A 17563-nucleotide genomic window follows, 5' to 3' on the forward strand; every position below is an offset into this window, starting at 1 on the left:
GGCAATACTCATTGTGAGTATTTGATTGAAAGAATTCTGAATTTTTATATGAGTTTTGGATTATTTTTAAAATAGCTTAATAATTCAAAAGTAGAAGTAAGGTTTAGTTTTTTTAAGATATTTCTTCTATGAGTATCTACAGTATGTTTACTAATGTTTAATGCTTCAGAAATTTGTTGACTCGTTTTTTTTGAAAGTAACAAACGAATAACATCTCTTTCTCTATTACTTATTACATCTAACAAATTAGTATTAGACATATTTTTATAGAACAAAGTTTCGTATTCATTATCATTATTTAAATACTTTGCACAGGCACAAATGTCCATATTCATTTCTCCATCTAAAACTGTATAATGAGCTAAACCAATAATAGGTTTGTTATCTTTATCAAATTGAAGGGGAGTAGTGTTTTGAATAATATTAATGTATTTTCCTTGGGCATTTTTAATTCTATAATTCCAAGAATAACTCATTCTTTTTCTTTTTTCATCATGAAGTTCATTCATAGTAAATTCCATGAGTTCTTTTAAAGATGAAAGCCAAAGTTTTATGTCTTTAGGATGGAAAAGTGTCCAAAAATAATCCATACCTCCTTCTAACATTTTTTCTTTAGATAAGCCAGTACAAGCTTTAAAGTTTTTGCTTACGTATTCAAAATCTTGATTTACAGTATTGGTAATGCAATAAAATGTAGCATTATGTGGGTAGTAGAAATCCAGCTCAATCAGTTTTTTAATATGTTCTTTAATTTCTACTACAGGGTAGCTATTAAAAATTTTATTATAAACTGAGTTGATATTGTTGGTTTCCAAATAAAATTTAATTTTTTAAGTTAAATACTAAATACTTTACCAGGTTCAGCTAAGTTAGTGTTTTTAAAGATTTCTTGAGCTTCTTTTTTAAACAATGATATGTCTTTGTATCTCCCAGAATAATGTCCAACAATTAATTGTTTAACATTAGCATCTTTGGCAATTTGGGCAGCTTGTTTTGAGGTAGAATGCTTTGTTTTTTTAGCCAAATCTTCTCTGTCTGCTAAAAAAGTTGCTTCATGATAAAGTAATGATGCTTCTTTTATTATAGGAACTATATCTGGCTTGTAACTAGTGTCACTACAAAAAGCAAAACTTAAAGGTTTTGGAGGATCTAATGTTAATTCTGAATTAGAAATTATTTCACCAGAAGCTAAAACAACATCTCTACCAGCTTTTATATTTAAATAATCAGCTCTATCAATTTCTGGATAACCGCTAATATTAAGCATGTTTAATTTTCTTGGTTTTTCTTTTTCTGTAAAAAGGTAACCATTTGTGTAAACTCTGTGTGTTAACGGAATTGTGCGTACAGAAACTTTGTTGTCTTCAAAAATAAGTTCACTTTTTTTAGAAGATAACTCATGAAAAATCATTTTATATTTTGCATGAGATTGAGAAATTTTTAATTGTAATAAAGTAACTTCTTTAATTCCTACAGGACCGTAAATATGAAGTTCTTTTTCTCTGTTTAAAATACCATATGTAGAGAGCAAACCAACCAATCCATAAAAATGATCTCCATGTAAATGAGAAATAAAAATGTGATTTATTTTAGAAAAACCAACCTTGTATTTACGCATTTGACGTTGAGTACCTTCACCACAATCTATTAAAAAATGACTGTTGTTAATCTCTAAATATTGTGAGGTAGGAAAAGCGTTTATTCTTGGAGTTGCAGAATGACAACCTAATATTGTTAATGATATGCTCATCTAATTACAAAACGTTTAGAAATAATTTTCTTGTTATTTTGAATGCTGTAAATGTACATTCCTGTTGGCAAATTATTTTTGTAAAAAGGTATTTTGTTTTTACCAGATTTTGTTTTTACTTTTTGTTTAAAAACAGTTTTTCCTAAAACATTTTTAACAGTAAAATTAATTTCTGAGTTCGTTGTAGAAGTAAAAATTATATTGGTATAATTTGTAAAAGGATTTGGAGCAGCAGATAAATCTTCAATAGTTTTTTCTTGAGAAAATCCTAAAGTAGTAATACTTAAAAATAAAATAAAAAGTATTTTTTTTATCATGGTTTTGTTGCTTAAAATCCTAAATCTCTTTCTATATCTTCCATTTCTATAACATCTTCTGCTTCTTGTAAAGTAGGTACAATGTTTAAGTTTTCTGGAAAATCATCAATATCAATATCAGAACTTATTATAACAAATGATGTGCCATTTTGTTTTTTTGTAACAGATATATTCAAAAATAACAAATAATCTTCTGTAGTAATGTTAATATTATCGGAAAATTGAATGACAATATTATTGTCTATATGTTTTTTTTCTTCAATTAAAAAGGAATTGTAAAATTCGGTAAATGAAGATGTTTCACTTAAAATAAGTGTATAATTATCTCTTTTTTCTATTTGCATAAGTTACCTTTTAACTTGTTGTGCCAATAAATATATTACAGCCATTCTAACTGCAACACCGTTTTCTACTTGGTTTAAAATTATAGAATCGTTAGAATCTGCAACATCACTTGTAATTTCTACACCACGATTTATTGGTCCTGGATGCATGATTACAATTTTCTTGCCAAGGTTGTCTAAAATTTCTTGATTTATACCAAAAAGTTGTGTGTATTCTCTAGTAGAAGGAAAGTATTTAATGTCCATTCTTTCATGCTGAACACGTAAAACATTGGCAACATCACACCATTCTAAACCTTTTTTAAGGTTGTTAACGACTTCTACACCTAAGCTAGAAATGTATTTAGGAATTAAAGTTGTTGGGCCACAAACTTTTACTTCTGCACCTTGTAATTGTAGTGCAAAAATATTTGATAAAGCAACTCTAGAGTGTAAAACATCACCTACAATAAGAATTTTTTTACCTTTTACGCTTCCTAATTTTTCTCTTATAGAATAAGAATCTAATAAAGCTTGTGTTGGGTGTTCATGAGTACCATCACCAGCATTTACAATTTTTGCATCTACATGTTTAGATAAAAAAACACCAGCACCAACACTTGCATGTCTCATAACAACAATATCTACTTTCATAGCTAAGATATTGTTAACTGTATCAATTAAAGTTTCTCCTTTTTTTACAGATGATTGTCCTGCAGAAAAGTTAATTACATCTGCAGATAATCTTTTTTCAGCCAATTCAAAACTAAGTTTTGTACGTGTGCTATTTTCAAAAAATAAATTTGCAATGGTAATATCTCTTAAAGAAGGTACTTTTTTAATAGGTCTATTAATTACTTCTTTAAAATGGTCTGCTGTTTTAAAAATAAGATCAATATCAGTTTCCTTTAGATATTTTATTCCCAATAAATGTTCTACACTTAATTCTGACATAATTACTTAAATTCTATATAAACTGCGTCTTCTTCGTTTGTTTCTTTCCAAGTTACTAAAACTTTTTCTTCATTAATAGCATCTACTTGTCTACCTCTATAATCTGGTTGTATAGGTAAATGTCTACTAAAACGTCTGTCAATTAGTACTAATAACTCAACATTTTCGGGTCTTCCATAGGCTTGCATTGCGCTTAATGCAGCTCTAACACTTCTTCCAGAATATAAAACATCATCAATAATTACTACATTTTTGCCTTCAACTAAAAAATCCATTTCAGTTGCAGTTGCTGCTAAAGGTGCATCTCGTCTTCTAAAATCATCTCTATAAAAAGTAATATCTAAAAGGCCTAATTGTAAATCTTTAACTTGGTATTTATTTTTTAATAAATCTGCCAATCTATTTGCTAAATAGCTTCCTCTTGGTTGTAAACCAATTAAAACTGTATTAGAAAAATCGTTATGATTTTCGATTAACTGACATGCCAATCGATGTAGAATTATTTCAATATCTTTTGAGTTAAGTAAGTTTTTTTTGCTCATAAGAAAGCTATCAAATTAGCTTGATAGTTATTGAAAATCAAAATTACTGTAAAAAAATGTATGTGCAAAATTTATAAGTACTAAATACGAATTTGCTTTAAATGTTAATTAAATTGTTGAAAACAAATTGCCCAATTTTAAATGTGGCTTAAGACTTGTATTACTTTTAATGTACTAATTCAAATCTCATAGTTATGTCTCTATTAAAATTTGAATCCATGCTTAAAACCAATTCAATTTACTTTTTTGATTTGGTAGAGTTTGAAGAAATAATCATTCATTATTTAGATGCTGGTAAACATGCTTTGGCTAAAAAAGCAGTGAAACTTGGGTTGCAACAACACCCTGCTTCTGTAGATTTAAAATTGTTACAAGTAGAGTTGTACATTTTTGAAGATGAGTTAGATAAAGCATCATTACTTCTTAAAATAATTGATCGTTTAGAACCAAATAACGATGAAGTTTATATACAAAAAGGAACAATAAGTTCTAAGAAAAGAAATCATAAAGAGGCTATAGAGCACTTTAAAAAAGCACTAACTCTTACAGATGATAAGGTAGATATTTGGTCGCTCTTAGGAATGGAATATTTGTATTTAGACGATTTTAATAATGCCCGTTTAACATTTTTAAAATGTGTAAAAGCAGATTTTGAAGACTATTCTGCATTATACAATGTTGTGTATTGCTTTGATATGGAAAAAAAACATACTGAAGCCATAGAATATTTAGTTTCATACATAGATATAAATCCTTATTGTGAAGTTGCATGGCATCAATTAGGAAGACAATATTTTATTTTAGAAAATTATGAAAAAGCTTTAAACGCTTTTGATTATGCTGTTATTATAGATGAATCTTTTATTGGTGGATATCTAGAAAAAGCAAAAACTTTAGAAGAGTTAAAACGTTATAAAGAAGCTATTGATAATTACTTAGTTACTTTAGAACTAGATGATGCAACTGCTTTTGTTTATATTAGAATAGGAGAGTGCCATGAAAAACTAGAAAATTTTGATGCTGCAATTTCTTTTTATAAAAAAGCAGTTCATGAAGACCCTTTGTTAGATAAAGGTTGGATGTTGTTAACTAACCTATATTTTGAGAATGCAAACTATGAAAAAGCTTCTTATTATATTTCTAAAGCTTTAAAAATAGAAGAAGATAATTCTTTATATTGGAAACGATATGCAGAAATAAATTTAAAATTAAACTTTTATGAAGAAGCAGTAACTGGTTTTAAAAATTGTTTTAACTTAAATGATGATTCTCTTGAAGTATATATTGGTTTAACAGATGTTTTATCATTTTTAGGTGAATTTAATGCTGCAATTTCTACGTTGTTAGATGCTCAAAAAATATATAAAAACTTTGCAGAAATAGAATATAGATTAGCTGGTTTGTTTTTTATATTAAATAAAGAAGTATACAGTTATAATCATTTAATTGCTGGTTTAAAAATTGATTTTGATTATCATATAATTTTAAAAGAATTGTATCCAATTGTTTATGAAAACGAAAAAGTACAAAAGCTTTTAAAAGATTTTAAAAAAGCTACAGAATAAATATTTTTCTACATTTTTTTACTATTATACTTTCCAAATGAAAGGTAATTAATTTAACATAAATAAAAGTTTATAATATAATGTTGAATAAATATCCTGATATAATTATGCAAAGTGTAACTACTCCAAAAAAGATTGCAATAAGTTTTAAGGTCATTACTTTCTTTAAAAGCATTGCTTCTGGTAAAGACAAGCCAACTACTCCCATCATAAAGGCAATTGCAGTTCCTAAAGGAATTCCTTTAGCAACTAAAACCTGAGCTACAGGTAAAATACCAGAAGCATTAGAGTACATTGGTACAGCTAAAATAGTTGCAATAGGTACAGCAAATAAGTTGTCTTTTGCCATATATTGTTCAAAAAAACCTTCTGGAATATAACCATGCATTAAGGCCCCAATTGCAATACCAATAACCACATAAGGAATAATTCCTTTTAATATATTAAGAACTTCATCCCAAATTATTGGTAATCTTTGTTTTAAACTTTGTTTTTCGGCTATAAATACATCTTGTTCTTTTTGTGCATTAGCTAAAACTTGTTTTACCCAAGGAGTTAAAAAGCGCTCTAATTTTAATTTTTGAAGAATAACTCCAGAAATAGTACCTAATAAAATTCCGCTAATAACATAAATTAAGGTTGTTTTTAAGCCAAACAAACCTATAAAAAGACCAATTGCAACTTCGTTTACTAATGGAGATGTAATTAAAAAAGCAAATGTAACACCTAAAGGAATTCCTCCTCTTACAAAACCAATAAACAATGGTACAGAAGAACAAGAACAAAATGGAGTAACAACTCCAAATAAGCTAGCCATTAAATACTCTAAACCATATAATTTATTTCTTGAAAGAAAATTTTTAACCTTATCAATTGGAAAATAACTATTTACTATACCCATTAAAAAGATTACAACTAAAAGTAAAATTAAAATTTTAGTAGTATCGTAAATAAAGAAATTTAATGCTTCAGCTAAATGTTGTCCTTTTTCTAGATTTAAAACGTCGTAAACGAACCAATCTGCAATATTTTGTATCCAATTAAACATTACATGATTTTTTTAGCAACATTTAGAATTAGAACAACAACAAGTAGTTATTTCTAAAGAATTAACATCTCCTTTTGTAGGAAACCCTTTTGAAGCCCATTTAATAATTCCGTTTTTCATATTATATACATTTTCAAAACCTGCATTCATTAAAAAGTAAGTAGTTTTTAAACTTTGCATACCACTTAAACAAACCATTACAATTTCTTTGTTTTTAGGGATTTCGTGTAATCTATTTTCTAATTCAGATATTGGAATATTTAAATAGTTTGGTACATCAAAAGAAACCTTTGCAACTTCTTCAGAGTTTCTAACATCTACTATTAATGCACCTTCGTTAACTTTTTTTAAAGTTGATGTTGGGCATATTTGTTTTGCTTCTTTCATTTTTATTATTTTAATAATTCTATAATTTCATCTTTAGAAGGTACTCTACCTTTAATGGTAATAAATTCATTTATTACTAATACAGGAGTTGAAAGAACATTATATTCCATAATTTCCATAATGTCTTCTACTTTTACTATAGTTGCATCTATATTGTTTTCAGAAACAACATTATTTACTGTTTCTAACATCATTTTACATTTTGTACAACCTGTACCTAATACTTTAATTACTTTACTCATTTGTTTTAAGTTTATCGCCAATAGACGATTTGTTTAATAAAAAATTATCAATCAAAAAATTGCTGAAATAAAGTTTTAGCAATGTTCCAATTTTGTTGATTAATACAATATTTAATTTTTGGTGGTTTTAATTCACCTTGAATTAGTCCTACTTTTTTCAATTCTTTTAGATGCTGAGAAATTGTAGACTGAGCTAATGGAAATACATCAACTAAATCACCAGTAAAACAACAAGATTGATTTTCTAAATGTTTTAAAATTGCAATTCGTGTTGGATGACCAAGAGCTTTTGCAAATTTTGCTAAAGCTTCAGTATTTTCTCTATAATTTATTTGTTCTGTATTTCGTTTCATATTTCTTATCGCAAATATGCGATTGGTTTTTGGTGTAAAAAGTGACTTCTATCATGTTTTGAGTTTTTTTTGAAAAAAGTGTAAATTTTATTGATAATTAGTATTAAAAACAGACTATTTTAAAAGTGAGAATTTATTTTTTATTTAAATTTCAACTATCTTCGTTTAACAAAAAGAAAACTTAAAATGGGAAGAAATATAAAAGATTACATCGTTATTGGATTAAAAGGAATGGCAATGGGAGCTGCAGATGTTGTGCCAGGGGTTTCTGGTGGTACAATTGCTTTTATTTCTGGTATTTATGAAGAATTATTAGGTTCTATAAGTAATGTAAAATTAAGTTTACTTAAAACTTTAAAAACAGAAGGTTTAAAAGCGGCTTGGAAACAAGTAAATGGTAATTTTTTAGCGGCGTTATTTATAGGGATTTTTGTAAGTATTATATCACTTGCAAAGGCTATTAAATATTTATTAGAAAATGAACCTATTTTGTTATGGTCTTTCTTTTTTGGATTGGTTTTAGCAAGTATAATTTATATTGCTAAACAAATTTCAAAATGGAATTTCATTTCTATTTTAGCTCTAGTCTTAGGTGCCTTTTTAGCTTATTATATTACAACACTAAATCCTATGGTTTCTGAAGATTCTTCTTCTTTATACATACTTTTTGCAGGAGCCATAGCAATTTGTGCAATGATTTTACCTGGTATATCTGGTTCGTTTATTTTAGTTTTATTAGGTGCATATAAACCAGTTTTAGAAGCTGTAAATAATAAAGATATTAAAACAATACTCGTTTTTATGGTGGGTGCAGTAATTGGTTTGTTATCTTTTTCAAAAATATTAAAATGGCTTTTTGCTAATTACAAAAATTATACTCTTGCAGCATTAACAGGTTTTATAATTGGTTCTTTAAACAAAATTTGGCCTTGGAAAGAAACCTTAACTTGGAGAACAAATTCTCATGGAGTAGAAGTACCATTTAATCAACAAAGTGTTTCTCCTTTTACTTTTGATGGAGAAGCACAATTAACCATGGCAATAGTTTTAGCTATTGTTGGTTTTGGTATTATTTTAGGAATGGAAAAATTAGCTGTTCATAAAAAGTAAATGCAAAAAGAAAGAAGTTTTATTGATAAAGTTTATCTCTTTTTAAAAGGATTGGCAATGGGTGCAGCAAATAAAGTTCCTGGTGTTTCTGGAGGTACAGTTTCTTTCGTTTTTGGTTTTTATGAAGAATTAATTTATTCGTTTAGAAAAGTAAATTTAAAGGCATTTAAATTACTTTTTAATGGTCGTTTTAAAAGTTTTTACAGATACATAAATGGTCAGTTTTTACTCCTAATTATGGGAGGAAGTATTTTTAGTTACTTTAGTATTTCTTTAGTATTAGATTACTTTTTAGTAAACTATGAATTGTACGTTTGGAGTTGGTTTTTTGGAATGATAATTGGCTCTATTTATTATATAGGAAAAGATTTTGGAGATTGGAATTTAAAAAATATATTTTCTTTAATAATTGGTGCTTCTATTGGAATTGGAATTAGTTTTTTAACACCAGCAACAGAAAACGATAATCTTTGGTTTGTTTTTCTTTGTGGAATAATTGGAGTTTCTGGTATGACTCTTCCAGGTCTTTCAGGTTCATTTATTTTAATCTTATTAGGAAATTATGTGCTTTTGTTGGTAGATTCTGTTAACGTTTTGTTTAATGTTATAACCAGTCTTTTGTCTGGTAATTTTAATGTTTTGTCAGACCCAATTAAAGTAAGGTATTTAAAAATTATTAGTGTTTTTACGGTTGGTTCAGCATTTGGTTTAGTATCAATAAGTCATGTTTTAGGTTATGTTTTAAAACGATGGAATCAAATTGTAAATGCAGTAATTATAGGTTTTATAACTGGTTCTTTAGGTATAGTTTGGCCTTGGAAAAAAGCAATTTATTTAAAAGAGAATAATAATTTTTTAATTGATAAAAAAGGGAATAAAATAATAGAAAATTACGAACGTTTTATTCCAGATTTTTCAAATTCAGAAACCTGGTTTGCTTTATTTTATATAGTAATAGGTATCTTATTAATATTGGTAATAGATTTTTATGGAAGAAAGAAAAAATAAAGTTTTTGGCTTACTAGGAAAAAATATAGAATATTCTTTTTCTAGAGGATATTTTACAGAAAAGTTTGAAAAACTAGATTTAGAAAATCATAAATATGTAAATTTTGATTTGCAAAATATTGAAGAGTTTCCTTCTGTAATTGAAGAAGGAGGAACGTTTTTAGGAGGTATAAATGTTACAATTCCTTACAAAGAAGATGTAATGCAATATCTAGATAAGCTAGATAAAACTGCAAAAGAAATAGGTGCTGTAAACACAATTAAATTTACTAAAAAAGGAAACTTAAAAGGATACAATTCAGACGTAGTTGGTTTTGAAAAATCGATATTTCCTTTTATAAAAAAACATCATAAAAGAGCATTGATATTAGGTACAGGAGGTGCTTCAAAAGCCATTGCATATGCTTTAAAAAAGAACAACATTAAATTTAAATTTGTTTCTAGAAATCCTAATGGTAAAAAAGAAATATCTTATCAAGATTTAACTAAAGATGTAATTAAGAAATATCATATTATTATAAATTCTACTCCAGTAGGTACATCTCCTAATGTAGAAAAATCTCCAGACATTCCTTATCAATTTTTAACGGATAAACATCTTTTGTATGATTTAATCTACAATCCAGAAATAACAACTTTTTTGTCTAAAGGAAAAGAACAAGGAGCAACTATTAAAAATGGTTATGAAATGTTGCAATTACAAGCAGAAGAGTCTTGGAGAATTTGGAATGAAGAATAACCCATAGTTTTTTATTAGTTAGATAGTTTGCAGATTTACGAAGTTGTCAGTATCTTTATAGATATATAATATTACAATTATATTTAGACCTTAAACATTGTAGATATGTTAGAAAATAACGAAGAAAACGTTGAAAAAACGGAAAACAAAATAGAAGAAGTTACTAATGAAACTTCTAAAGTTGAAACTGAAAATTCTGAAAATAATTTAGAAGAGTCAGAAGTAAAAGTTGATGATACAATTGAAGCTGTTGAAGAAATAGAGAAATCTATAGCTGTAGATGCAGAAAAAGATGCTCATAAAGAAGAAGAAACTGCTGTAGTTGATTATTCTAAATTATCTTTAGAAGAACTTGTTGTAGAACTTAAGAAAACACTTGCAAATAATCCTATTCAAAAAATAAAGAGCCAAGTAGAAGGTATAAAAAGTGCTTTCAATCAACAATTTGGAACTTTGTTAGCAAATAAAAAAGCGGCATTTTTAGAGGCTGGAGGAAACTCTATAGATTTTCAGTTTTCTAGTCCTGTAAAATCTGAATATAACAGCTTATTATCTGAATATAAAAAACAAAGAGATGCTTATTATAATGACTTAGAAAAGCAAATGTCTGAGAATTTAGAAAAGAAGCTTACTGTAATTGAACAATTAAAAGATTTAATTGAAAATGCAGATACAGCAACTATGTATAAAAGCTTTAAAGGTTTACAAGATACTTGGAGATCTATAGGACCAGTTTCTAAAAATCATTATAATGATACATGGAAAACTTTTCATCATCATGTAGAACGTTTTTATGATTTATTACATTTAAGTAATGATTTTAGAGATTTAGATTTTAAGCATAATTTAGAAGAAAAAATAAAAATAATTGCAAAAGCAGAAGCTTTGGCAGAAGAAGCTGATATAAATTTAGCTTTTAAAGAATTACAAGAACTTCATAAAATTTGGAAAGAAGATATTGGGCCAGTATCTCAAGAACATAGAGAAGATGTTTGGAAAAAGTTTAGTGCAGCAACTAAAAAAATTCATGACAAAAGACATGATCATTTTAGAGAAATGCGTTCTAAACACCAAGAAATTATAGAAAAAAAGTTAGTTGTAGTAGCTAAGTTAAATGACTATGATACATCAAACAATAAATCTCATAATGATTGGCAAAAAAGCATTAAAATAGTTGAAGAGTTAAGACAAGAGTATTTTAGTGCAGGTAAATTACCATATTCTAAAAGTGAAGAAGTTTGGCAAAAATTTAAAGCTGCTACTAAGAAATTTAATAGCGCTAAAAATATTTTTTACAAACAAGAAAAAAGCGGTCAGCAAGAGAATTTAAAGAAAAAAATGGAGTTAATAGAACTTGCAGAATCTTTAAAAGATAGTGAAGACTGGGAAACTACAACCAATACTCTTAAAAGAATTCAATCTGATTGGAAAAAAATTGGACATGTACCTCGTAAATTTTCTGATGATATTTGGAAACGTTTTAAAGCTGCATGTAATCATTATTTTGATAGATTTCATGAACAAAAAAACTCTTTAAATAAAGAACAACAAGCAGTTGTAGAAACTAAAAAAGAATTTTTAGAAACAATTAAAGAATTAAAAGACCCAACAAAAGATAAAATTATAGAAATTATTAATGATTGGAGAAGTATGGGGTCTTTACCTAGAAACTCTAGACATTTAGAAGGTAAATTTAATAAGTTAATAGATAGAGCTTTTGGTGGATTATCTTTAGATAAAAAAGAAATATCAATGTTAAAGTTTACAAATATTGTAGATGGATTGGCTGCTGATAACGATGTTAGAAAGTTAGATTCTGAACAAATGTTTGTAAGAAAGAAAATAGATGAGGTTATAAGAGAAATTCAGCAATTAGAAAATAATTTAGGTTTCTTTTCTAACGCTAAAGATGATAATCCTTTAGTTTTAAACGTTAAAAAACGAGTAGCAGAATTTAAAGAAGATTTAGCTGTTTGGAAAGAAAAACTTTCTTATATAAAAAAGATAGATTATTAATACTTAATCTATATAAAACAAAAAACTCGAAGCAAAGCTTCGAGTTTTTTTATGATTTTTCATAAATGAATTATGAAAATATTTTATCCATTTTAGCTTTTTCTTCTTCAGCTAATGCAGCATCTACTAAAATACGACCACTATGCTCGTCAATAGTAATTTTCTTTCTATTTGCAATTTCTAATTGTACTTGTGGTGGAATTGTAAAGTAAGATCCTCCAGAAGCTCCACGTTCTATAGCAACTACAGCTAAACCATTTTTAACTTTAGTTCTAATTCTTGAATAAGCAGCAAATAAATGAGCATCAATAGTCTGTGAAAACTCTTCAGATTTTTGAGCTAATAACTCTTCTTCTTTCTCAGTTTCTTTTAAAATAGCATCTAATTCTGCTTTTTTATGACTTAAGTGTTTTTCTTGTTTTGCTAATTTTTCTTTTGTAGCAGTAATAACTTCGTTTTTCTGCGCAATTTTAGCTTTGTACTCAACAATTCTCTTTTCAGCTAATTGAATTTCTAATTCTTGGTACTCAATTTCTTTAGATAATGAGTCAAACTCTCTGTTATTTCTAACTTTCTTTTGTTGCTCATCATACTTTTTCATTAACGCATTAGACTCTTCAATAGCTAATTTTTTGTTGTTAATGTCAGTTTCTAAATTAGCTGCATCTTGGTTTAAGTTAGCAATACGCGTATTTAATCCGGCAACTTCATCTTCTAAATCTTCAACTTCTAAAGGTAATTCACCTCTTACGTTTCTAATTTCGTCAATTCTAGAGTCAATTAATTGTAAATCGTATAATGCTCTTAATTTTGCTTCAACCGAAATTTCTTTCTTCTTTGCCATGGTTATATATAATATATAGGATTTGTACTTTTTTCTGATAAAATGACTGCAAAATTACTAAATTTTTTTGTAAGATAGTCAACCAAAAGGTTTTTTGTAAACTGTTCGCTCTCATAATGACCAATATCTGCCAAAAGAATCTTGTTTTCAGCTTTAAAAAACTCATGATATTTAAAATCTGCACTCACATAAGCATCTGCTCCAGCTCTTTTTGCATTAGAAATTGCAAAACTACCTGAGCCACCTAAAACAGCTACTTTTTTTATTTTTTTATTGATGAAATTAGAATGACGAACGCAATCTGTTTTCATAGTTTTCTTTAAATATAATAGAAACTCTATTTCATTCATTGCTGTTGGAAGCTCTCCAATCATACCCATTCCAATATTTTGATGCACATTTTCTGTAGTTACAATTTCGTATGCAACTTCTTCATAAGGATGGTTTTTTTGCAATGCTTTTAAAATAGAGGCTTTATTTTTACTTTCAAAAATTACAGAAATTTGTGTTTCTTTTTCTGAATGATTTTTTCCTTTCTCTCCTAAAGTCGGATTAGAATCTTCATTTCCTTTATAGGTTCCAATTCCATCAGTATTAAAAGAACAATTATCATAATTGCCTATATTTCCTGCATTTGCAGAAAAAAGAGCAGCTCTTAATTCATCTGCATTGGTTAAAGGAACATAGGTAGTTAGTTTTTTTATGATTCCTTTTTTAGGAATTAATATTTTGTAGTTTTCTAAACCTAAAACTTCACACATTTTTGCTGAAACACCGTTTTTGCTATTGTCTAAAGCTGTATGAGTTGCATAAATGGCAATGTCATTTTTAATAGCTTTTAAAACAACACGTTCTACATAAGAATTTCCATTCAATTTTTTTAAACCTCCAAAAATAATTGGATGAAAGCTTATAATTAAGTTGCATTTATTTGCAATTGCTTCATCTATAGTTTCTTCTAAAGTGTCTAAAGTTACCAAAACACCTGTAACAGTAGTATTATAATTTCCTACTAATAAACCAACATTATCAAAATCTTCTGCATAATTTAAAGGAGCTAATTTTTCTAAGTAATTGGTAACGTCTTTAATAATCATAAAACAAAATTGTATTGAAAATCAAAGTTAACATTTTCCGTTCATCAATCCATAAAAATGACTTATTTTCGTGTTAATGAAATTTCTACGTTATTTATTGTACCCATTTGCTATCATTTATGATTTAGTAACAACTATTCGTAATTTCTTTTTTAATGTAGGTGTATTTAAACAAACTTCTTTTAATTCACCAGTAATAGTTGTTGGTAATTTAAGTGTAGGAGGTACAGGTAAAACGCCTCAAATAGAATACTTAATTAGATTATTAAAAGATACGTTTAAAACAGCTGTTTTAAGTAGAGGATATAAACGTAAAACTGAAGGATATGTTTTGTTAAATGAAACACATTCTGCAGAAGATGTAGGTGATGAACCTTTGCAATATTTTAAAAAATTTAATACTATTAATGTAGCTGTTAATGCCAATAGAGTAGAAGGAATTACAAATTTATTAGCAGGAAAATCTCCTGAAGTAATTTTATTAGATGATGCTTTTCAGCACAGAAAAGTAAAAGGAAGTTTTTATATTTTACTAACCAAATTTGATGATTTGTTTACGGATGATTTTTTGTTACCAACAGGTAATTTAAGAGAGAGTAGAAGAGGGGCAAAAAGAGCAGATGTAATATTGGTTACAAAATGTCCAGAATTTTTAACAAAAGGTCAGAAAAATAAGATTGAATCTAAGTTAAAAAAATATCATAAAAGTGTTTTTTTTACAAGTATTTCATATGATGAAAATACTTCTGGGGCAAAAATAGTTGCTATTGATGAATTGAAAAATTATGAAGTTTTATTAATAACTGGTATTGCTAATCCTATTCCTTTATTATCTTTTTTAAAAGAAAAAGGTGTTAATTTTAAGCATTTAAAATATTCTGATCATCATCATTTTACAGAAAATGAAATAGAAGATATTAAAGGCGAATTTTCAAAATTAAAATCTTCTAAAAAGTTAATTTTAACTACAGAAAAAGATTATGTTCGTTTAGAAAATAGTATAGAAGAACTTTCTTTTTTAGGGATTCAAACATCTTTTATTGAAAAGCAAGAAGAGTTTAATTCAATTATAATAAATCATATAAAATAAAAACCAGCGTTTTTAGGCGCTGGTTCTTTTTTTTTGATTTTTGTTAGAAGTATCTTTTATAAGTTTACTTCTTTTATGTGACACAACTAAATCTAAAAAGTCACTTTTATATTTTAATTTACTCAATTACCATTGAGTGATATACATTTTGTACATCATCATCTTCTTCTAATTTTTCTAATAGTTTTTCTACATCTGCTTGTTGCTCTCCACTTAAAGTAGTAGTTGTAGTTGGAATTCTTTCAAACCCAGAAGACAAAATTTCTACATTATTTTCTTCAAAGAAAGATTGAATTGCACCAAATTGCTCAAAAGGAGCATAAATAATAATTCCTTCTTCATCATCAAAAACTTCTTCTACTTCAAAGTCTATTAGTTCTAATTCTAATTCTTCCATATCCATTGTAATATCTTCTTTTTTAACAGTGAAGTTACAAGTATGGTCAAACATAAAAACTACAGAACCAGAAGTTCCTAAGTTTCCATCACATTTATTAAAAGCAGCTCTAACATTTGCTACAGTTCTGTTGTTGTTATCAGTTGCAGTTTCTAAAAGAATAGCAATTCCATGAGGTGCATATCCTTCAAAAAGTACTTCTTTATAATTGGCAGTATCTTTGTCAGTTGCTTTTTTAATTGCACGTTCTACATTATCTTTTGGCATGTTTGCAGCTTTCGCATTCTGAATAACTGCACGTAAACGAGAATTTGTTTCAGGACTTGGACCACCTTCTTTTACAGCCATAACAATGTCTTTACCAATTCTGGTAAAAGTTTTTGCCATTGCTGACCAACGTTTCATTTTTCTTGCTTTCCTAAACTCAAATGCTCTACCCATTTCTAATGATTGTTTTAATTAAAATGCCTACAAATGTAAGAGTTTGAATGTTTTTTTACAATTTTTTGATTAGGGTTTTTTACTAAAATAGAATCAAAAAAAAAGACCTTTAAGTTTCTGTACTTAAAGGTCTTTTTAATTTATAAAACAAAATCTATTTTAATAGATTGTAAGATTGTTTTGCTATTTCAATTTCTTCGTTTGTAGGAATAATTAAAATTTTTGTTTTTCCAGTTTCTTTTTGAATTTCTCTAATTTCTTTAGAACGAATAGCATTTTTAGCATCATCTAATTCAATACCAAAAAAGTCCATGTTTTCACAAGACATTTGTCTCATTAAAGCAGAGTTTTCTCCAATACCAGCAGTAAAAACAATTGCATCTAAACCATTTAATGCTGTAGTGTAAGAACCAATATATTTTTTAATTCTATAAGCTGCTAACTCTAATGCATTTTGACATTTTTCATCACCACTTTCTGCTTTTTCAGAAATTTCTCTTAAATCAGAAAATCCTGTTAAGCCTTTCATTCCAGACTCTTTGTTTAATAAATTTGAAACTTCATCTGCAGTTTTATTTAATTTTTTCATTAAATAGAAAATAACAGATTGATCTATATCTCCAGAACGAGTTCCCATTACTAAACCATTCATAGGTCCAAAACCTAATGAATTTTCAATACTTTTCCCGTCTTTTATTGCAGACATACTACAACCATTACCTAAGTGGATTGTAATAATGTTTTTAGATTTTTCACCTAAATACTCAATTGCTTTTTCAGAAACAAATTTATGACTTGTACCATGAAAACCATAGGCTCTAATTTTATGCTCGTCTAAATAAGAATTATTTATAGCATATTGATAAGCTTCTTTTGGCATTGTTTGATGAAAAGCTGTGTCAAAAATTGCAATTTGTTTAGCAGATGTAAATATTGTTTCAGCAATTTCTATACCTGTTAAGTTAGCAGGATTGTGTAAAGGAGCTAAATCGAATAATTCTCTAATACTGTCTTTAACTTCTTCAGTAACCACAACTGTACTACTAAATTTGCTTCCTCCATGTACAACTCTGTGTCCTACAGCAACAATTTCATCAACAGATTTTATAACACCTAATTTAGCGTCTAATAAAGTTTCTGCTATCTTTTTTAAACCAATTTCATGATTTAAAATTGGTAAAACTTCAGAATATTCATCATCTCCTTTTTCGTGATTAAAAATGGCATCTTCCATACCAATTCTTTCTACAAGACCTACACATTTAACTGTTTTTGCAGGCATTTCTATAAGTTGGTACTTTAATGAAGAAGAACCAGCGTTTAAAACTAAAATATTCATA

Annotated in this window: 20 protein-coding genes; 6 read left to right on the forward strand and 14 right to left on the reverse strand. The window is 27.4% G+C overall.

Annotated elements, in window-relative coordinates:
- Window positions 1-44: 44 nt before the first annotated feature.
- Genes MPF13_RS04430 through pyrR form a run of 6 tightly spaced genes read right to left on the reverse strand, consistent with a single transcriptional unit; the run spans window position 45 to window position 3886 of the window.
- A complete protein-coding gene (locus MPF13_RS04430; RefSeq protein ID WP_249981120.1) occupies window positions 45-815 on the reverse strand; it encodes a LuxR C-terminal-related transcriptional regulator in 771 nt (256 codons plus the stop codon).
- 20 nt (window positions 816-835) lie between these two features.
- A complete protein-coding gene (locus tag MPF13_RS04435; RefSeq protein WP_249981121.1) occupies window positions 836-1750 on the reverse strand; it encodes a ribonuclease Z in 915 nt (304 codons plus the stop codon).
- The gene (locus tag MPF13_RS04440) at window positions 1747-2067 is read right to left on the reverse strand and encodes a T9SS type A sorting domain-containing protein (protein WP_249981122.1); all 321 of its coding nucleotides are present in this window, start codon (window positions 2065-2067) and stop codon (window positions 1747-1749) included. The genes MPF13_RS04435 and MPF13_RS04440 overlap by 4 nt, the downstream gene beginning before the upstream one ends.
- An 11-nt stretch (window positions 2068-2078) precedes the next feature.
- A complete protein-coding gene (locus MPF13_RS04445) occupies window positions 2079-2411 on the reverse strand; it encodes a hypothetical protein (protein WP_249981123.1) in 333 nt (110 codons plus the stop codon).
- A 3-nt stretch (window positions 2412-2414) separates the two neighbouring features.
- A complete protein-coding gene (locus MPF13_RS04450; protein WP_249981124.1) occupies window positions 2415-3344 on the reverse strand; it encodes an aspartate carbamoyltransferase catalytic subunit in 930 nt (309 codons plus the stop codon).
- Between the two features lie 2 nt (window positions 3345-3346).
- Window positions 3347-3886, reverse strand: coding sequence for a bifunctional pyr operon transcriptional regulator/uracil phosphoribosyltransferase PyrR (gene pyrR / locus MPF13_RS04455; protein WP_249981125.1), 540 nt, complete (start codon window positions 3884-3886; stop codon window positions 3347-3349).
- A 194-nt stretch (window positions 3887-4080) separates the two neighbouring features.
- On the opposite strand from pyrR, the gene MPF13_RS04460 reads away from it, so the two are divergent.
- On the forward strand, window positions 4081-5451 hold the full coding sequence (locus MPF13_RS04460) for a tetratricopeptide repeat protein (protein WP_249981126.1): 1371 nt from the start codon (window positions 4081-4083) through the stop codon (window positions 5449-5451).
- A 70-nt stretch (window positions 5452-5521) separates the two neighbouring features.
- Here MPF13_RS04460 and MPF13_RS04465 read toward each other — a convergent pair whose 3' ends face one another.
- From MPF13_RS04465 to MPF13_RS04480, 4 genes are read right to left on the reverse strand one after another with little or no spacing between them, the layout of a single operon-like run.
- Complete coding sequence (locus MPF13_RS04465) at window positions 5522-6499, reverse strand: permease (protein WP_249981127.1); 978 nt, start codon at window positions 6497-6499, stop codon at window positions 5522-5524.
- 12 nt (window positions 6500-6511) lie between these two features.
- Window positions 6512-6886 carry a rhodanese-like domain-containing protein gene (locus tag MPF13_RS04470; RefSeq protein WP_249981128.1) on the reverse strand — a complete coding sequence of 125 codons (375 nt, stop codon included), beginning with the start codon at window positions 6884-6886 and terminating at the stop codon, window positions 6512-6514.
- 5 nt (window positions 6887-6891) lie between these two features.
- Window positions 6892-7128 carry a thioredoxin family protein gene (locus MPF13_RS04475; protein ID WP_249981129.1) on the reverse strand — a complete coding sequence of 79 codons (237 nt, stop codon included), beginning with the start codon at window positions 7126-7128 and terminating at the stop codon, window positions 6892-6894.
- Window positions 7129-7175: 47 nt separating this feature from the next.
- Entirely contained in the window at window positions 7176-7481 is a 306-nt protein-coding gene (locus MPF13_RS04480) for an ArsR/SmtB family transcription factor (protein WP_249981130.1), read from the reverse strand.
- A 186-nt stretch (window positions 7482-7667) separates the two neighbouring features.
- On the opposite strand from MPF13_RS04480, the gene MPF13_RS04485 reads away from it, so the two are divergent.
- From MPF13_RS04485 to MPF13_RS04500, 4 genes are all read left to right on the forward strand, one after another.
- Window positions 7668-8591, forward strand: a complete 924-nt coding sequence (locus tag MPF13_RS04485; RefSeq protein WP_249981131.1) for a polyprenyl-phosphate transporter — start codon at window positions 7668-7670, stop codon at window positions 8589-8591.
- Window positions 8592-9599 (forward strand): DUF368 domain-containing protein, encoded by a 1008-nt coding sequence (locus tag MPF13_RS04490; protein ID WP_249981132.1) that lies wholly within the window; start codon window positions 8592-8594, stop codon window positions 9597-9599. It abuts the gene before it with no gap.
- Window positions 9580-10338, forward strand: a complete 759-nt coding sequence (locus tag MPF13_RS04495) for a shikimate dehydrogenase family protein (RefSeq protein ID WP_249981133.1) — start codon at window positions 9580-9582, stop codon at window positions 10336-10338. The genes MPF13_RS04490 and MPF13_RS04495 overlap by 20 nt, the downstream gene beginning before the upstream one ends.
- 105 nt (window positions 10339-10443) lie before the next feature.
- On the forward strand, window positions 10444-12354 hold the full coding sequence (locus tag MPF13_RS04500; RefSeq protein ID WP_249981134.1) for a DUF349 domain-containing protein: 1911 nt from the start codon (window positions 10444-10446) through the stop codon (window positions 12352-12354).
- Window positions 12355-12424: 70 nt separating this feature from the next.
- Here MPF13_RS04500 and MPF13_RS04505 read toward each other — a convergent pair whose 3' ends face one another.
- Entirely contained in the window at window positions 12425-13198 is a 774-nt protein-coding gene (locus tag MPF13_RS04505) for a zinc ribbon domain-containing protein (protein ID WP_249981135.1), read from the reverse strand.
- A 2-nt stretch (window positions 13199-13200) separates the two neighbouring features.
- On the reverse strand, window positions 13201-14295 hold the full coding sequence (locus MPF13_RS04510; RefSeq protein WP_249981136.1) for a Nif3-like dinuclear metal center hexameric protein: 1095 nt from the start codon (window positions 14293-14295) through the stop codon (window positions 13201-13203).
- Window positions 14296-14371: 76 nt separating this feature from the next.
- Between MPF13_RS04510 and lpxK the strand changes: the two genes are divergently transcribed.
- Window positions 14372-15385, forward strand: a complete 1014-nt coding sequence (gene lpxK / locus MPF13_RS04515) for a tetraacyldisaccharide 4'-kinase (protein WP_249981137.1) — start codon at window positions 14372-14374, stop codon at window positions 15383-15385.
- Between the two features lie 118 nt (window positions 15386-15503).
- Here the strand turns inward: lpxK and MPF13_RS04520 are convergent, their stop codons facing one another.
- Together MPF13_RS04520 and MPF13_RS04525 are read right to left on the reverse strand one after the other, a co-directional pair.
- On the reverse strand, window positions 15504-16223 hold the full coding sequence (locus tag MPF13_RS04520; RefSeq protein WP_249981138.1) for a YebC/PmpR family DNA-binding transcriptional regulator: 720 nt from the start codon (window positions 16221-16223) through the stop codon (window positions 15504-15506).
- A 154-nt stretch (window positions 16224-16377) separates the two neighbouring features.
- Window positions 16378-17562: an acetate/propionate family kinase gene (locus MPF13_RS04525; protein WP_249981139.1), complete on the reverse strand. Its 1185-nt coding sequence runs from the start codon at window positions 17560-17562 to the stop codon at window positions 16378-16380.
- Window position 17563 lies beyond the last annotated feature (1 nt).

It is taken from the genome of Polaribacter sp. Z022 (assembly GCF_023555495.1).
GTDB lineage: Bacteria > Bacteroidota > Bacteroidia > Flavobacteriales > Flavobacteriaceae > Polaribacter.

What these genes read in the sequence shown, in the direction of transcription:
- MPF13_RS04475 (WP_249981129.1), bottom strand. Translation starts at nt 7,128, where the DNA reads ATGAGTAAAGTAATTAAAGTATTAGGTACAGGTTGTACAAAATGTAAA.
- MPF13_RS04450 (WP_249981124.1), bottom strand. Translation starts at nt 3,344, where the DNA reads ATGTCAGAATTAAGTGTAGAACATTTATTGGGAATAAAATATCTAAAG.
- MPF13_RS04500 (WP_249981134.1), top strand. Translation starts at nt 10,444, where the DNA reads ATGTTAGAAAATAACGAAGAAAACGTTGAAAAAACGGAAAACAAAATA.
- MPF13_RS04520 (WP_249981138.1), bottom strand. Translation starts at nt 16,223, where the DNA reads ATGGGTAGAGCATTTGAGTTTAGGAAAGCAAGAAAAATGAAACGTTGG.
- MPF13_RS04480 (WP_249981130.1), bottom strand. Translation starts at nt 7,481, where the DNA reads ATGAAACGAAATACAGAACAAATAAATTATAGAGAAAATACTGAAGCT.
- MPF13_RS04435 (WP_249981121.1), bottom strand. Translation starts at nt 1,750, where the DNA reads ATGAGCATATCATTAACAATATTAGGTTGTCATTCTGCAACTCCAAGA.
- pyrR (WP_249981125.1), bottom strand. Translation starts at nt 3,886, where the DNA reads ATGAGCAAAAAAAACTTACTTAACTCAAAAGATATTGAAATAATTCTA.
- MPF13_RS04505 (WP_249981135.1), bottom strand. Translation starts at nt 13,198, where the DNA reads ATGGCAAAGAAGAAAGAAATTTCGGTTGAAGCAAAATTAAGAGCATTA.
- MPF13_RS04495 (WP_249981133.1), top strand. Translation starts at nt 9,580, where the DNA reads ATGGAAGAAAGAAAAAATAAAGTTTTTGGCTTACTAGGAAAAAATATA.
- MPF13_RS04510 (WP_249981136.1), bottom strand. Translation starts at nt 14,295, where the DNA reads ATGATTATTAAAGACGTTACCAATTACTTAGAAAAATTAGCTCCTTTA.
- MPF13_RS04490 (WP_249981132.1), top strand. Translation starts at nt 8,592, where the DNA reads ATGCAAAAAGAAAGAAGTTTTATTGATAAAGTTTATCTCTTTTTAAAA.
- MPF13_RS04460 (WP_249981126.1), top strand. Translation starts at nt 4,081, where the DNA reads ATGTCTCTATTAAAATTTGAATCCATGCTTAAAACCAATTCAATTTAC.
- MPF13_RS04465 (WP_249981127.1), bottom strand. Translation starts at nt 6,499, where the DNA reads ATGTTTAATTGGATACAAAATATTGCAGATTGGTTCGTTTACGACGTT.
- MPF13_RS04445 (WP_249981123.1), bottom strand. Translation starts at nt 2,411, where the DNA reads ATGCAAATAGAAAAAAGAGATAATTATACACTTATTTTAAGTGAAACA.
- lpxK (WP_249981137.1), top strand. Translation starts at nt 14,372, where the DNA reads ATGAAATTTCTACGTTATTTATTGTACCCATTTGCTATCATTTATGAT.
- MPF13_RS04470 (WP_249981128.1), bottom strand. Translation starts at nt 6,886, where the DNA reads ATGAAAGAAGCAAAACAAATATGCCCAACATCAACTTTAAAAAAAGTT.
- MPF13_RS04485 (WP_249981131.1), top strand. Translation starts at nt 7,668, where the DNA reads ATGGGAAGAAATATAAAAGATTACATCGTTATTGGATTAAAAGGAATG.
- MPF13_RS04440 (WP_249981122.1), bottom strand. Translation starts at nt 2,067, where the DNA reads ATGATAAAAAAAATACTTTTTATTTTATTTTTAAGTATTACTACTTTA.
- MPF13_RS04525 (WP_249981139.1), bottom strand. Translation starts at nt 17,562, where the DNA reads ATGAATATTTTAGTTTTAAACGCTGGTTCTTCTTCATTAAAGTACCAA.